Annotated in this window: 10 protein-coding genes; 9 read left to right on the forward strand and 1 reads right to left on the reverse strand. The window is 51.7% G+C overall.

The window, feature by feature from the left end; genetic code table 11:
* The first annotated feature begins 342 nt into the window (after nucleotides 1-342).
* The 3 genes from PBOR_RS01445 to PBOR_RS01455 are packed head-to-tail and all read left to right on the forward strand — an operon-like array spanning nucleotide 343 to nucleotide 2,372.
* Nucleotides 343-912, forward strand: a complete 570-nt coding sequence (locus PBOR_RS01445) for a bifunctional transcriptional activator/DNA repair enzyme AdaA (protein WP_042210109.1) — start codon at nucleotides 343-345, stop codon at nucleotides 910-912.
* Between the two features lies 1 nt (nucleotide 913).
* Nucleotides 914-1,492: a methylated-DNA--[protein]-cysteine S-methyltransferase gene (locus tag PBOR_RS01450; RefSeq protein WP_245648005.1), complete on the forward strand. Its 579-nt coding sequence runs from the start codon at nucleotides 914-916 to the stop codon at nucleotides 1,490-1,492.
* The gene (locus PBOR_RS01455) at nucleotides 1,473-2,372 is read left to right on the forward strand and encodes a DNA-3-methyladenine glycosylase family protein (RefSeq protein ID WP_042210110.1); all 900 of its coding nucleotides are present in this window, start codon (nucleotides 1,473-1,475) and stop codon (nucleotides 2,370-2,372) included. Before PBOR_RS01450 ends, PBOR_RS01455 begins: the two co-directional genes overlap by 20 nt.
* A 108-nt stretch (nucleotides 2,373-2,480) precedes the next feature.
* Here PBOR_RS01455 and PBOR_RS01460 read toward each other — a convergent pair whose 3' ends face one another.
* Nucleotides 2,481-2,906, reverse strand: a complete 426-nt coding sequence (locus tag PBOR_RS01460) for a VOC family protein (RefSeq protein WP_042210111.1) — start codon at nucleotides 2,904-2,906, stop codon at nucleotides 2,481-2,483.
* 113 nt (nucleotides 2,907-3,019) lie between these two features.
* Between PBOR_RS01460 and PBOR_RS01465 the strand changes: the two genes are divergently transcribed.
* From PBOR_RS01465 to PBOR_RS01495, 6 genes are all read left to right on the forward strand, one after another.
* Entirely contained in the window at nucleotides 3,020-3,979 is a 960-nt protein-coding gene (locus PBOR_RS01465; protein WP_042210112.1) for a helix-turn-helix transcriptional regulator, read from the forward strand.
* 429 nt (nucleotides 3,980-4,408) lie between these two features.
* On the forward strand, nucleotides 4,409-6,877 hold the full coding sequence (locus PBOR_RS01470) for a hemoblobin-interacting domain-containing protein (protein ID WP_042210113.1): 2,469 nt from the start codon (nucleotides 4,409-4,411) through the stop codon (nucleotides 6,875-6,877).
* 36 nt (nucleotides 6,878-6,913) lie between these two features.
* Entirely contained in the window at nucleotides 6,914-8,776 is a 1,863-nt protein-coding gene (locus tag PBOR_RS35170) for an S-layer homology domain-containing protein (RefSeq protein WP_052429284.1), read from the forward strand.
* 314 nt (nucleotides 8,777-9,090) lie between these two features.
* Nucleotides 9,091-11,097, forward strand: a complete 2,007-nt coding sequence (locus PBOR_RS35175; RefSeq protein ID WP_218918876.1) for an S-layer homology domain-containing protein — start codon at nucleotides 9,091-9,093, stop codon at nucleotides 11,095-11,097.
* Nucleotides 11,098-11,313: 216 nt separating this feature from the next.
* On the forward strand, nucleotides 11,314-13,110 hold the full coding sequence (locus tag PBOR_RS01490; protein ID WP_042210115.1) for a sensor histidine kinase: 1,797 nt from the start codon (nucleotides 11,314-11,316) through the stop codon (nucleotides 13,108-13,110).
* A gap of 4 nt (nucleotides 13,111-13,114) precedes the next feature.
* Complete coding sequence (locus PBOR_RS01495; protein WP_042210116.1) at nucleotides 13,115-14,251, forward strand: response regulator; 1,137 nt, start codon at nucleotides 13,115-13,117, stop codon at nucleotides 14,249-14,251.
* Nucleotides 14,252-14,338: the final 87 nt, after the last annotated feature.

The following is a 14,338-nucleotide window of genomic DNA, read 5'->3' on the forward strand; positions in this document are numbered from 1 at the left end:
TGGCTTGTTTGGCAGCTGTTGCGGACTACAGATCCGTTATTTCCCGGATTCCCCCGCAGATTAACCCCTGCAACAGGGATAAGGTCTTTTCAGTCCGCATGGTGCGGAAAAAGCCCTGATTTTGAAAATTAGCGGATTCTCAGTCCGCAAGTAGAGGCACGCGATTCACTACCCAATCAAAGTGTTTAACACCATAGCCTCAGCAGGCCAGCAAGCGTACAGATTCAGGCCGGTCTACATCTGCCGCTACTCCTGCACACTGTCGTAATCTTGCTCTCCTATTCCAATATGCTGCATAAGCCAAAACGAATCGTTTATACTGGCGGTAAGAGGTGATTTGGGATGGATCCGCAATTATTTGAGCGTATTTATGATTCGGTGGTGCGGCGTGAGCCGACCTATGACGGAGTATATTATACAGCGGTGCTGACGACACATATTGTCTGCCGGCCTTCCTGCCGGGCAAGAACGCCGAAGGCTGCCAATGTGGTATTCTACGGCTCCCTGAAGGAGGCTATCCGCGAGGGATTCCGGCCCTGCAAAAGATGCCGCCCCGAAGAAGGCGGCACTCTAAGGCCGGATGCCGTGCTTGCGGCGCAGGCGGATGCCATTATGGACGGGCAGTTCGGGAGCAAGCTGACACTGCAGTCGATGGCTGAGCAGCTGAAGGTCAGCCCGTTCCATCTGCAGCGGACATACAAGCGGGTAACCGGCCAGTCACCTGCTGCCAAACTGGATGAACTGCGCACGGGTGAAGCCCGCAGGCTGCTGGCGGAGACGGATACAGGCATTGCCGATGTAGGCAAGGCGGTGGGATTCCGCAGCGCGTCCCACTTCGCAGCCTGGTTCGTCAAGAAATCCGGTCTGTCCCCTACGGAATACCGCAGTAAGCATAATGAGGGAGGAAATTAGGATGAATATGAATATAAACCAGAGTCCGAACCGGAATATGATCTATCATCATACCCTGAATTTCGGGAATCGAGAATGGACGCTTTGGGCCAGTGAACAGGGACTTATCCGTGTGTCCTATCCGCAGGATGGAGGGCAGCTGCCGGCTTCCTGGCTGAAGACATATGCACCGGACTATGAATTCCTGGAGGGTGCCGGGAGATTTGAGCAGCTTGGGGTTATAGAACTGCTGCGGCGTTATTTTGCCGGAGAGCCGGTGGATTTCAACAGTCTTGCGCTCGATTTATGGGGCACCCCGTTTCAGCAGGAGGTATGGCGGGGACTGCTTACGATTCCGCATGGTGAGGTTGCCACCTATAAGGAATTGGCTGTGCGGATCGGCAGACCGCTGGCAGTCCGTGCTGTCGGCACGGCCAACGGCCAGAATCCGCTGCCGGTCATTGTGCCCTGCCACCGGGTAATCGGCGCGAACGGCACATTAACCGGTTACCGGGGCGGTCTCCAGCTGAAGCAGGAACTGCTTCAGCTGGAGGGTATTCTGAATGTGAAGGCGGCGGGTCATGAACGATTTTCTTTTTGAACTGCCGCTGCCGGAGGATTTCAGCCTTACCGCCTGTCTGGAATACATGAACCGCTCGCCGCTGGAATGCCTGTTCCGGACGGATGAGTCGGGAGTGACCCGGATGTTCAAGCTGGAGGACGGCCCGGTCCTGATCCGGTTAAGTGTGTCTGCAGGGAACAGACTGAGTGTAACCCGGCTGCACGGGACTGCACCCGGCGTCCTGGAGCATGAATGGCTAGCCCGTTATATTACGGAGTGGTTCGATCTGGACCGTGATCTTACCCCGTTCTACCGGCTGGCTGAAGCGGACCCGCTGCTCCAGCCGCTGGTGAGTCAGCACCGGGGACTGCGGATTATCGGCATCCCCGATCTGTTCGAGGCGTTATGCTGGGCGATTCTGGGCCAGCAGGTCAATCTGGCGTTTGCCTACAGGCTGAAGCAGCGGCTGACCGAAGTGTATGGAGACTCTCTGGAGTGGGGAGATCAGACCTATTACCGGTTCCCGGGACCGGAGGTCTTCACGAAGGTGCAGATCGAAGATTTATGCGCCCTGCAGCTGACCCGCAGCAAAGCGCAGACGATCCTTACGGTAGCCTCGCTGATCGCAAGCGGAGAGTTAAGCCGGGAAGAGCTTCTGGCGCTTCCGTCCCCGGAAGCCGCCGAACAGCGGCTGCTGCAGATCCGCGGGATCGGGCCGTGGACCTCGCAGTATGTACGCATGCGCTGCCTGCGGGATAGCTCCTCCTATCCCGTCGGCGATGTCGGCCTGCAGAACGTGATCAAGTTCCTCACCGGTATGGACCGCAAGCCGACGTCTGCGGAGCTGCTCGTCCTGGCCCGGCCCTGGCACGGCTGGGAGGCATATGCCACCTTCTATTTGTGGCGGGCCTTGTATTAGAGCGTTACGCCGAAAAGCACTGTCTCACCGGTTGATCCGGGAGACAGTGCTTTTTTGAATAATACGCCCGAGGGTTTACGGCCTGAGGATTTCACGTCAGCTTCCGCTTTATTGCGGTCTCTTCGTGAACACCTGGAAGCATACGCCGAACTTGTCAGTAACCATGCCAAAGGCGGGGCTGAAATAAGCCGGAGCCAGCTCAATATCAACCGTTCCGCCTGCCTTGAGCGAGTCATACAGCTGCTGCGCTTCCTCAGTGGTATCCACTGTGATACAGATGGTGATGCCGTTGCCATGAGTCAACGGTTGGTTTAATTCCTGATCTGCGACGAAAAACTTGGTTTCACCCACCAGCAGTACGGAATGGGCTATACGTGCTTTTTCCTGTTCGGTCATCGGGGAGTCAGGGTTATGCGGGCCCTCGCCCACAGTTTGCTTGAAGAGCAGCGTAGCGCCCAGTGCCTCCTGATAAAAGGCAATTGCCTCACTTGCTGTACCGTCCACCAGAATAAAAGGATTTATTTGCAGGGTCATGTCTAAATCTCTCCTTAGAATTTGATTTGCCTTGCTAGCCGGCTTTGATTATAGTGTAGTCTATAATAGTGACAGGTATTGTCATAAATATAATAATAAATGGAGTGAAGCTGTTGTCTAAATCCAAAAGGCTGCTGGACCTGATGATGACGGTCAACCGCAAGCGGAAATTCACCGTCAAAGAGCTGGCCGACGAATTCAATGTATCTTCCCGGACCATCCTCAGGGATTTGCAGGAGCTGGGGGAGTTAGGCGTTCCGCTCTATTCTGAAGTGGGGCCGCATGGAGGCTATCAGGTGCTGAACGAAAGAATTCTGCCGCCGATCGCGTTCACGGAGGAGGAGGCGGTGGCGATTTTTTTCGCCAGCCATGCCCTGCGCCACTACAAGTATCTCCCCTTCAAGGAAGAATCATTAGCTGCCCTGCATAAATTCTATAACTATATGTCCGGCGATGTCCGTGACCGGATTGACGAGATGAAGAACCGGATTGACTTCCTGACCCCGGCGAGACAGGCGGAGTTCCCCTATCTGTCCCTGTTGCTGGAAGCAGCTACCGGGCAAAAGGTGCTGCTGATCGATTATGAATCGAAGGGGCAGCGCAAGGCGAGATGGATTCAGCCGGTGGGCATCTACGCCCATAACGGCTTATGGTATTGTCCGGCCTATTGCTTCCTGCGCGGGGATATCCGTGTATTCCGCTGCGACCGGATTCAGTCGGCGGGATACGACGAGTCCGGGCCGGCAGCGCTTGATCTGAAGCATGTCCACTTGGGCAATAAGGATGATTACAGCAGTCAAACTCAGCAGGATGATACAAGTCTTGTCCGGCTGTTCGTTGAACTGGGGAATCGAGGCGTACAAGCCTGCGAAGCCGAGGTATGGTCCTCGCCGCTGCTGCATATCCGCGGGGATGGCACGGGCTGGTTGGAGGGGGAAATCCCGCAGAGCGATCTGGGCTTCTTCGCGCGTTTCGTGATCGGCCTCTGCAACGAGGCCACGGTACAGGAGCCGCCGGAGCAGGTGGCGGAGGTGAAGCGGACGCTGGCAGGTATGCTGGCGCAATATAAGTAGGGGACAATCTACAAACTCTATAGACTGTGTCGGCGGATTGAAGGATGGCAGATGAAGAGTCCGGTCAAGCTTTGCGTTGTGTTCCATCCATGTCTCACTATCCCAGCAGGAGTATATCCCTATACTTTCTCCTTGGGACAGAGGTCCGTCCATGAGGGAGAGCAGCAGGTTTAGGCACTTTAAGTTTTGTTGGCAGAGTTCAGGATAACCTGTGCGGATTTCCTCAGTGATATTGCAAGCCTCGCCATTGAAGCCGTAGACATAGGGCTTAGGGAAACCATATTAACAATATGAAATTGAAGTTCCGGGAGTCTCTGATAAAGAGGCTCTTTTTTTTGTCGGACTTTGTCATTTTGGTGTCATTGGGTGCATATATACTGGACTTTAGTATCGATTTTAAATAATAAAATTTTAGGAGTGAGAATCTAAATGATAGCAAGAGGCAAAACAAACAGGTTGAAATTCATCCAGACCGTGTCGAAAATGATGGCTGTGGTGCTTACAGCTGTAACTGTCCTGACGGTTTCTCCCGGTGCGGGCCATGCGGAACCTGGCTTCCCGCAAATCACCTCAGCAACGGCTGAAGTGAGCAGCAATAATACCGCTGTGACAGTTACCTTCAATACCTACGCACTGCCTGCCGGCAGCCTGGCCGATCTGATGGCCGATATCCAAATTGAACGTACCGGTTCGGAGGAACCCGTTGATCTTGCGGCAGATAACGCCAGCAATGCTATCAGCATGAATGAGGATGGTGCGTTAATTATTACGCTGAATAATGCGCTTACCGGCACAGACAACAGCATTCGGATCGCAGCAGGGGCTGTTATGAATAAGGAAGATCGTCTCTCCGCGAGCGACATTACTGTAACTTCTATAGCGGCACATGATATTAGCGCTCCTGTTTTTACAGGTTCCCTTTCCGGTGATGGCCGCTGGGTGCACTTATACTTTGATGAGAACTTCTCACTTAACGTGCCTGATGGGGCAACTGAAGAGCAAGCCAATGCTTTTCTGAGTAGCCAAATCAGTGTAGCCGGCGATGGGGAGCACTTTGTTCCTTTTACGGATCATGAGGGCTCTGCCTATCAGAATAACTCCAGTGAGTTATATCTAAATTACGATAATGATATGAAAATCATTTCGGGTACCGATACGGTCATCCGGATCGCAAGCGGCACTCTGAAGGATGCGGCAGGCAATCTTAATGCGGAAATGAATTTACACGTGAGTCCTCCGGTGATCCAGTCAGTGGTTGTCAGCAATGACAATCACGACGTAGAACTTACCTTCAATAAAGAAGTGTTAAATAATACAATCTCGGACGATAGTCTGAAAAGCAAGATTTACTTAGTCCGGACACTAGTATCCGGACAGGAGAAAGCCTTCAAAGCTCTCGTTGCTCAGGATACATTATCCATTGAATCCAACAAGCTGCATATTCATTTCGCTGAAGCACTATCCGGCACAGAGATTCAAATCGTCATTAACGGGGGAGCCTTCAAGGATCTTGCCGGAAACGTCCGGGATCAAAATACAGTCAGCGGATTTCTGGAGACGGCTGTCGGAGGTATAGACCCGAGTCCGGCAGACACAACCATGCCGGCATACCTGTATTATTCTGTGTCGGATGATTATCAGGATATTACTTTCGTATTCGATGAGGAGATCTTCAATGCTAAGGGGGATGACAGCAAATTCCTGGAGAATGTGCAGTGGTATGATCCGTCCAGAAACCAGTGGTTCTCCACCTTACCTTCAGATGTTACGTTTACCTTCTCTGGCTCCAAGCTCATCATGCATTTCCCGGCACCTCTCTCAGGAAGACAGTATTATTATCAGTTCTATCCGGGTCATTTCATGGATGCAGCCGGGAATGTTCTGACTGATTACGTAAGTACAAACTGGATCACCCCCCAGAACCCGGCAACAGGTATTTCTTATAATGGCGGCTACTTCTCAGGTGACGGGCGTTTCTTGAGCTTGGCGTTTAACTCAAATACCGCCCTGGCGGATCAGACCCTTGTTGACGGAGTGTCCCATCTGAGTGAGTACATCACCCTTTCCACTGATCACGGCGTTACTTATTCAGCCTTGGATCCGCAGGATGTAGTGTCTCTTCATGACTCACAGATTAACATCATCTTCCACAATGCGAAGCAGCAGGGTTCCGTAAAAATCAAAGTATCTCCGGGCGTGCTTAGCGATCTATATGATAGTAAGCGTAACAGCGCAGTAGAGGCAACGATTGCCTATAATACTCCTGAGCTTACGGGATATTTCTTCAGCAACACAGACAGTGAGTTTGTTTTTGCAGATAATGTGGCCTGGAGAGAACACGTAGGGAAAATTACTGTATATGATTCGAATATGGGAGTATACAGAACATTGAATGCCTCGGAATATGTGCTGAGCGAAGGCAAGCTTACATTAGCCCGGGGGATTTTCGCTGAAGGAAATTACTATAGAGTTATTGTAGATGCTGAAGGGTACAGTAGTAAGTATTTTGAAGGCAGGACTCATAAATCCTCTGAAGTATTCTACGTGACTGCGCCGGTGGTAACTGCAGACAATGGAATTACAGCAACGATCCGGTTGTTTAACAATGCTTATGATGAAGAAGTGAATGGAAATCAGAACATTATATTCGAGCTGTTCGATGGCGCTGTACCTGTTAGTATTGTTGCGGCTAACCTGAAGCTGAACACAGGCACATATTCTGCCAACTTCAATGTGGCCAATGCTGCTGCGAATCCAAATTATACCGTGAAGGCTTATGTCGTTAGCCGGTACGGTACGGATCCCAGCAATCTCGGATTGAACCTGGCTACCGTGAAGACTCCGCTGGAGCTGGATTTGGCTATATTAGCCGCAAACCAAAATAGTAATAATGACTAAAAATGTTAGATCAACAGGAAAGCGGGGAATGTCCAAGTGAAATTACGCAAGTTAAGGTTTACGCTGATTATGGCTCTTTGTCTATCACTGGTACTGCCTGCTGCGGCATTCGCTGGCAGCACGGCCGTGACGTTGAATCCTCCGGCTGCTGTGGAGCTTGGCGGCGCGGTGAAGATTACCGGTACTTCTACTCTGGATGAAGTCATTATTCAAGTACAGCGGCCGGTCAAAAGTACTGTGTTGTATGATATTGTTCCAGTAAGCAATGGACAATTCTCCATTTCGTTCACTTTGTCCAAAAGTGAGGTTGCCGGAACTTATAAAGTGCTGGCAGGAGCGGGCACCCAGGTAGCCACAGCTGATCTGATCGTCAAAGCTCCGTCGACCGGAGGCGGTGGCGGCAACGGAGGCGGCGGCAATGGAGACGGCGGCGGCACCGGAAATGGCGGCGGCAATGGAGACGACGGCGGCACCGGAAATGGCGGCGGCACCGGAAATGGTGGCGGAACCGGAACCGGCGGCGGTACCGGAACCGGCGGCAGCATCAGTACCGGCAGCAGCACCAGCACCGGTGCTCAAGCGGGAACAACCACGGCACCTGGCAAGCCAGTCACTCCGCCGGTGTCGAATGCTACACCCGTTCAAGTAGATACAAGCAAGAATACTGCTGTATCTGAGACGGCAGCGAATGGCCGGGTGACTATGACAGTTACTCAAGATGACACAGCGCTCACTGCAGCTTTCGCGGCTGCGGCTACGCAGGATAATCATGGAGCAGCCCCAATTATTTTTATTGCATACAATAATATTTCAAATGCGGGTGTGCGTTTTAACCTGTCGGCTTCCATTTTGGCAGCAGCGGCCTTGAACGCGCCGGATACTATCGTATCGCTGCAAACCAATGACGGGGAATATTCGCTGCCTCTAAGTGTTCTTGATTTTGCTGCAGTCGCGCAAAACCTGGGCACAGCCGCAGACAATATAGTGATTCAAATTAGTATATCTCCGGTAGCAGCAGATGTGAACGCGGCTATTCAACAAAGTGCGCAGAGCATTTCTGCTTCCCAGTTAGGAACCGCCATTGAATTTTCAGTTGCGGCGGCCGGCAACGGAAAGTCTGTAGAGTTGAACCATTTTGGCTCAACATACGTCAGCAGAAGCGTTGTCCTTGCGTCTTCTGTGGATGTAACACATACATCGGTGGTCCTTTATGATCCATCTACAGGACAATTTTCTTTTGTACCTGCGCTGTTTGATAAGCAGGCAGATGGTTCCACCAAGGTAACTTTTAAACGTAACGGTAATAGTACGTACGCTGTCCTTACGTCCGCCCGGACATTCAATGATATCAGCAATCATTGGGCCAAGGCGGATATTGAATTGCTGGCTTCGAAGCTGGTTGTAAACGGAACTACGGATACCCGCTTCGCTCCGGATAGCAATATAACGCGGGCAGAATTCGCGGCACTGCTGGTACGTTCATTGGGACTGAGTCCTGATCCTGCGGCAGCAGGCTTCACTGATGTGAAGGCGGGTGACTGGTATGCCGGAGCCATTGGTGCCGCAGTTCAGTCCAAGCTGGTGGAAGGCTTCCAGGATCAGAGCTTTAAGCCGAATGATACGATTACCCGCGAGCAAATGGCAGTGATGATATCAAGAGCAATTTCAGTCACCGGGAAAACTAGCGGTATTGCAAGCGTGCAGACTCAGCTGCTGTCTGTCTTCCAGGACCGGGCTGACATTAGCAGCTGGGCTCAAGGGGCAGTAGCACAAGCCGTTCAAGCAGAGATTGTAACCGGTATGACACCGGTGTCCTTTGTTCCCGCAGCGAAAGCCAGCCGGGCCCAAGCTGTCGTCATGCTGACCCGTTTACTGAAATATACCGGGTTTGTTAACTAAATAAGAAGTTTAACAGAGCGCTGCCCGCTGGGGCGGCGCTCTTTGCTTAGAACTAATAGCCTCCAGTGTCGAACTTTGTCATTTTCCCGTCATTGAGCCTATGTATAATTATTTTAAATATAACATATGTGAATTTGAAGGGATGGGAGAAAACAGTGAAGAGAAAATCAATATGGAAATTGGGGCTATTTTCGGCTATGGCTTCAGTTCTGATAAGCGGATGTGTTGTAAGCACAAGCTCCGTCACTTTAAATTTCCCCGCTGATAAACCGGACAGCTCCGAGCATTTATATCTACGGTATTCGGACGGTACTGTGGCTGCAGTTCCTGATGTTGCCGGAGAAAGCAGTGTAACGGTTGCTACTTACAATGATAGAACGATTGTTGGCGGATATGTGAGCGACGGTAGTATAAGCTGGGTCCCTGATTATTCTTATCCGTTCCCCTCTGTCAATGTATCTGGATTCCAAACTTACAAGCCTGCTTTTGCCGCAGATCATGTGAAACTGGCTAAACAGCCGGAACAGGACGCAAATATGGCTGACTATATAAATGTTACCTTTGCGGTTTATGGGACTGACGGTAAATTGGTAACGGGCCGTACCGAGGTATTTGCCCATTCTGCCAATTCTGCTACATTGTTTTATAACACGGATCCAGTTCAAAGTGGCGGCGAAGCTAATGAGGGCTTCTCGTCGTATACAGTCGAGGGCCTGGTGACCTTTCTGATCAGATCGGACACTGCGGATGTTGTATCCCAGATTTCGTTATACTCAGGCGCTCAATTCATCGCCATTAATGACGTTCATAAGGTAACCGGCATTACAGTAAAAAGCCCCGGCGGGGTTAGCTCCCTGCTTACGGGTGAATCGCTCAGGATGAGTGCGGAAGTACTGCCGCTGAATGCGGCCAATCCAGCTGTCATCTGGTCTGTTGTGAATGGTACAGGGGCCGCTGTTATTGACGAAGCAAGCGGTGAACTTACCGCAGTTGCTCCGGGCACAATAACCATAGAGGCTGCGGCTACAGATGGCACAGGTATTACTGGCAGTGTCCAATTAACTATATTGGAGGCGCCAACAGCAACGCCGACGCCGACCGAGGCGCCAACAGCAACGCCGACGCCGACCGAGGCGCCGACAGCAACGCCGACGCCAACCGAGGCGCCGACAGCAACGCCGACGCCAACCGAGGCGCCGACAGCAACGCCGACACCGACAGAGGCGCCGACAGCAACGCCGACGCCGACAGAGGCGCCGACAGCAACGCCGACACCGACAGAGGTGCCTACACCTGCACCGGTTCGAGTCTCTGGGATAAGCGTAACCGGAGCTTCTTGGGTTCAGGCGGGCTCAGCCGTTCAAATGGCAGCGACGGTGTCACCGGCAGAGGCAGCTGAGCGAGAGGTTGTCTGGTCAGTTGACCAAGGTACAGGCACAGCAACCATCGATGCGCACGGAATTTTAACCGGCAGCTCGGCGGGGGTTGTTACGGTCAAGGCAACAGCTGTAGACGGTTCCGCTGTCTATGGAACCAAAACCGTTGAGATTACTGCTGTTAACGAAGGCAACAGCAATTCACCGACGCCCACCCCGGTGGTGACACCGTCATCAGCACCAACACCAACATCAGCACCTAGCGCAACACCAATGCCTGTACCCGTTCAGCCGGGCGTGCAATTCATGGACAATGTTGTCGATATTGCCAGTGTGATCACCGGCTTCGCCCATAGAATTGAGGAGGCCAGGTCGAATCCGGCTCCGCTGACCTTCACGGATACCTCCACGCATTGGGCCGGCTCTACAATTGGTATCTTTGTGAAGCTGGGTGTGGTGAACGGTTATCAGGATGGCGGCTTCCACCCGGATGCAAGCATCACCCGCGCAGAGTTCGCTACCGTTCTTGCCAAGGTGTTTGGCCTTTCGGGCAATGCTGCCGGCGGCTCCTTAAGTGATATTTCCGGCCACTGGGCCGAAGACTCCATTCGCGCCTTGCAGCAAAAAGGTATAATATCCGGCTACCAAAATGGTACATTCCTGCCTAACCGGGAGATCAGCCGCGCCGAGATTATTGCTATGATCTCCAAGATCATTGATCTGAACAGCGTAAGTAGTCCGGCTTCCTCCAGCTTCTCCGATCTGGATAAGACATGGAATAAGGAGCAGATCGGGCAAGCGGCAGCGGCCGGTATTATCAGCGGAGAAGGGGGCGGCAAGTTCCTTCCAGCCAAGCAGGCTTCCCGTGCTGAAGCTTTTACTATTGTATTGCGCGTTCTAGAGACTAACCCGGAGCTTAAGAGCCTCCTGGATACCTTGAACTAAGCAAGCTTGCGGCCTTCTGAAGGCTGCTTGTCCAGATGGAAGCCCGCTCCGGCCATTGTCATGGCCGCAGCGGGCTTTTTCTGAAATGGAGGAGAGCAGGCGAAGCTTTTTATATGAAATAAAAAATAAAATTTGAAGTATCTCTCAAAGACACGTATCTGATAAGATAGGAGGCACAGAATGCAAGATTTCTTCCTGAATAGGGGTCAACCATCTATGACATATAACGTGTACTTATCGGCATTGCTGATGGCTGCGACCTGCTGTTCACTGCTGCTGGTGTACCTGTGCTACAAAAGAAGAGACCTGCCCATAGCGGTAAGCTACGGTCTGGGAATGCTGACGGGCTCTTTTTATTCCTTCGGCTATGGCTTCGAAATTATCAGCAGCAGTATGGAGCATATCCGCTTCTGGCTGAGGATTGAATATATCGGAATTCCGTTCGGTACGGTGCTGTGGTTCATTATGGTACTGCAGTATACCGGCAGGCAGTCATGGGTACGTCCAAGGAATGTTGCGCTATTGATGATTGTTCCCCTAATAACCTTCACAGCCCACAATACCAATGAATGGCATCATTTATTCTATACAAGCATGACGATGAATCATACAGAGGGCTTTCCGCTGGTGACCCTCGTTAAAGGTCCGTTATACAGGCTTCATGTGTTCTATTCCTACAGCTTTTTTGTCGTGGGGATGATATTTTTGCTCCAGATGTTTCTCCGGGCGGTTCCCCGGATGAAGAAGCAGATTGCGCTGATGATTATTGGCTCCTGGGGGCCCTTTGGCTTCACGCTGATTTATTTGAGCGGTGTAATTTATATGCCTATCGACATTTCGCCGTTTGGTTTTCTCTTCTCGGGTGTTTTTTATATGTGGGGAATCTATCAGTTCAATATGCTGAGGTTAGCGCCGCTTGCCCTTCAGCAGGTGTTTGAATCGATGGAGGAAGCGGTCATTATACTCGACACCGACCACAGTCTCACCAGCTTTAACCGCTCGGCCAAAAGAATAGTCAAAGAGCTGAGTAATAAGAATACAGGTCAGCCCGCTGCAGAATTATTCTCCGGATATCCCCTGCTTCTGGAGATGATTGCCCGGGGGGCAGCGAGTGCATCCAGAATTCAGCTTACAGGTCCGGACGGTGATTACTATAATGTCCACCTGTCTCTTGTCAGGAATAGCCGCCAGAAGATTGTCGGGAAAATGCTTCTGCTGAGCGATGTAACCGAGGCTGTGCATGCAGAAGAGAAGCTGCGCGATAATGCCCGGCAGTTAAGTGATCTGAACACATTCAAGGACCGGATGTTCAGTGTCGTTGCCCATGATATCCGTGATCCTTTGGCGGTGCTGGTCAACCTGATGGAACTGCTCGAAGAGGAAATGCAGGCTGAAAGGGGAGAGCATGAAGAGATTGTTCAAGAAATGGGGCAGCAGATCCGCAATACCTTCGAACTGGTGGAAGTTCTGCTGGATTGGTTCCGGAGCCAGAGGGAAGGCATGATTTTTAATCCGGTCGAACGGGATCTGGCCCATACGGTGCAAGCCAGCCTGCGGCTCCTGCTGCTGCGCAGTGATAACAAGCAGATTCAGATTATATCAGAGATCCCCGGGGACAGCTACGTCTATGCCGATAAAGAGATGCTGGATCTGATTATCCGCAATCTTCTGTCCAATGCTATAAAATTCACGGACCACGGAGGATGCATCCGGTTAAAGGCAGAGAGGAGCGACCGTCATATGGTAATCGCTGTGAGTGATACGGGAGGAGGGATTTCTCCGGAGCAGGCCGATACCCTGCTGAAGAATGATTACCGGATCTCCTCAGCCGGGACCTCCGGGGAGCGGGGCGTTGGCCTGGGTTTGACCCTGTGCAGGGAGTTCGTACAGTTGAACGGCGGGAAGCTATGGTTCGACAGCGTTCCCTCGCAGGGCAGCACCTTCTATTTCTCGATTCCGCTTCCTCCTGAAGCTCCGTTAATTCAGGCCGGCAACAGCATAGGAAGGGGATGAGGTGATGAGAACGATTATTGTCGATGACGAGAAGGCCATGCATCTCATATTGAAACGGATGCTTGCCAAGCTTGAAGAGGTTGAAATAATGGGGAGCTTCACGGACACTGCCGCGGCTTTTACCTATTTGAACACTCATGAGGTCGACCTGATCTTCGTGGATATCAGCATGCCCAGAGAAAGTGGCCTGGAATTTGCAGCGCGGCTCGGTGAGAACAGCCAGGGACCCAAGGTAGTGTTCATCACTTCGCATAAGGAATATGCGCTCTCCGCCTTTGAAGTGCATGCCTTCGATTATATTCTGAAACCGGTGGTACAGGAGAGGCTGCATGAGACGGTACACAGAGCCGCTACTCAGATTCATTTGGAGCGTGCGGCAGAAGCCAACCGGGAGCCCGCCTTGAGCGCAGAAGCACGGATTAGCCTCCTGGGCGGAATTGAAATCGGGGGTGCTCAGAGAATCAAGACCAAATGGAAGTCGCGAAAAAGCGCTGAGCTCCTCGGCTACCTGATCATACATAAAGGCAGGCTTGTTTCCCGCGCACGGCTCATTGAGGATATCTTTGGCGATATGCCGCAGAAGAATGCAGAAATATATTTGAATACAACGGTCTATCAGCTGCGCAAGCTGCTCCATACGCATGGGCTGAAGACGCATCTGCATTCCGAGAGCAACCATTATGCCTTTAACTGTAGCGGGCTTAGCGTGGATATTCTCAGCTTTGAGGATGGCTGCAGAAGCTTGGCTGTCATAAATGAGGCTAATCTGGAACAGGCTATGGAGCTTGAACAGCTATATATGGGTGATTTATTCGGAGACCACGTGTATCCTTGGGCCTGGAATGAAATTGAACGGCTGTCACTCATGTACTCGGCCTTCACCCGGCGACTGTGCGTTGCTCTGCTGGATAAGGGTGAGACGAATACGGCAAAACGGCTGCTGATCAAGCTGCTGAAGCACAATGAGCTGGATGAAGAAGCCCATATGCTGCTTATGAAAACCTCGGCTCTCCAGAATAACAAAGATGCCCTGAACCGGCAGTACCTGCAATTTGCCGACATTCTGAACCGGGAAATCGGAATTCCCCCTTCGCTTGAGGTCAAATCCTTTTATGCACAGCTGCTTTCCGGGCTTGGCTAATTTACCTGACAGTTTACCGGGGGATATGTGGCATATATAATTTAAGGAAACTATGCCTTTTGATAGGACTATCTATAGAGTTGGGGG

The sequence above is a fragment of the Paenibacillus borealis genome (assembly GCF_000758665.1).
GTDB classification, from domain to species: domain Bacteria; phylum Bacillota; class Bacilli; order Paenibacillales; family Paenibacillaceae; genus Paenibacillus_AQ; species Paenibacillus_AQ borealis.

Bases quoted from the DNA above. Each gene is read 5' to 3' on its own strand.
- PBOR_RS01490 (WP_042210115.1), top strand. From the start codon at position 11,314: ATGACATATAACGTGTACTTATCGGCATTGCTGATGGCTGCGACCTGC.
- PBOR_RS01495 (WP_042210116.1), top strand. From the start codon at position 13,115: ATGAGAACGATTATTGTCGATGACGAGAAGGCCATGCATCTCATATTG.
- PBOR_RS01470 (WP_042210113.1), top strand. From the start codon at position 4,409: ATGATAGCAAGAGGCAAAACAAACAGGTTGAAATTCATCCAGACCGTG.
- PBOR_RS01445 (WP_042210109.1), top strand. From the start codon at position 343: ATGGATCCGCAATTATTTGAGCGTATTTATGATTCGGTGGTGCGGCGT.
- PBOR_RS01460 (WP_042210111.1), bottom strand. From the start codon at position 2,906: ATGACCCTGCAAATAAATCCTTTTATTCTGGTGGACGGTACAGCAAGT.
- PBOR_RS01455 (WP_042210110.1), top strand. From the start codon at position 1,473: ATGAACGATTTTCTTTTTGAACTGCCGCTGCCGGAGGATTTCAGCCTT.
- PBOR_RS01450 (WP_245648005.1), top strand. From the start codon at position 914: ATGAATATGAATATAAACCAGAGTCCGAACCGGAATATGATCTATCAT.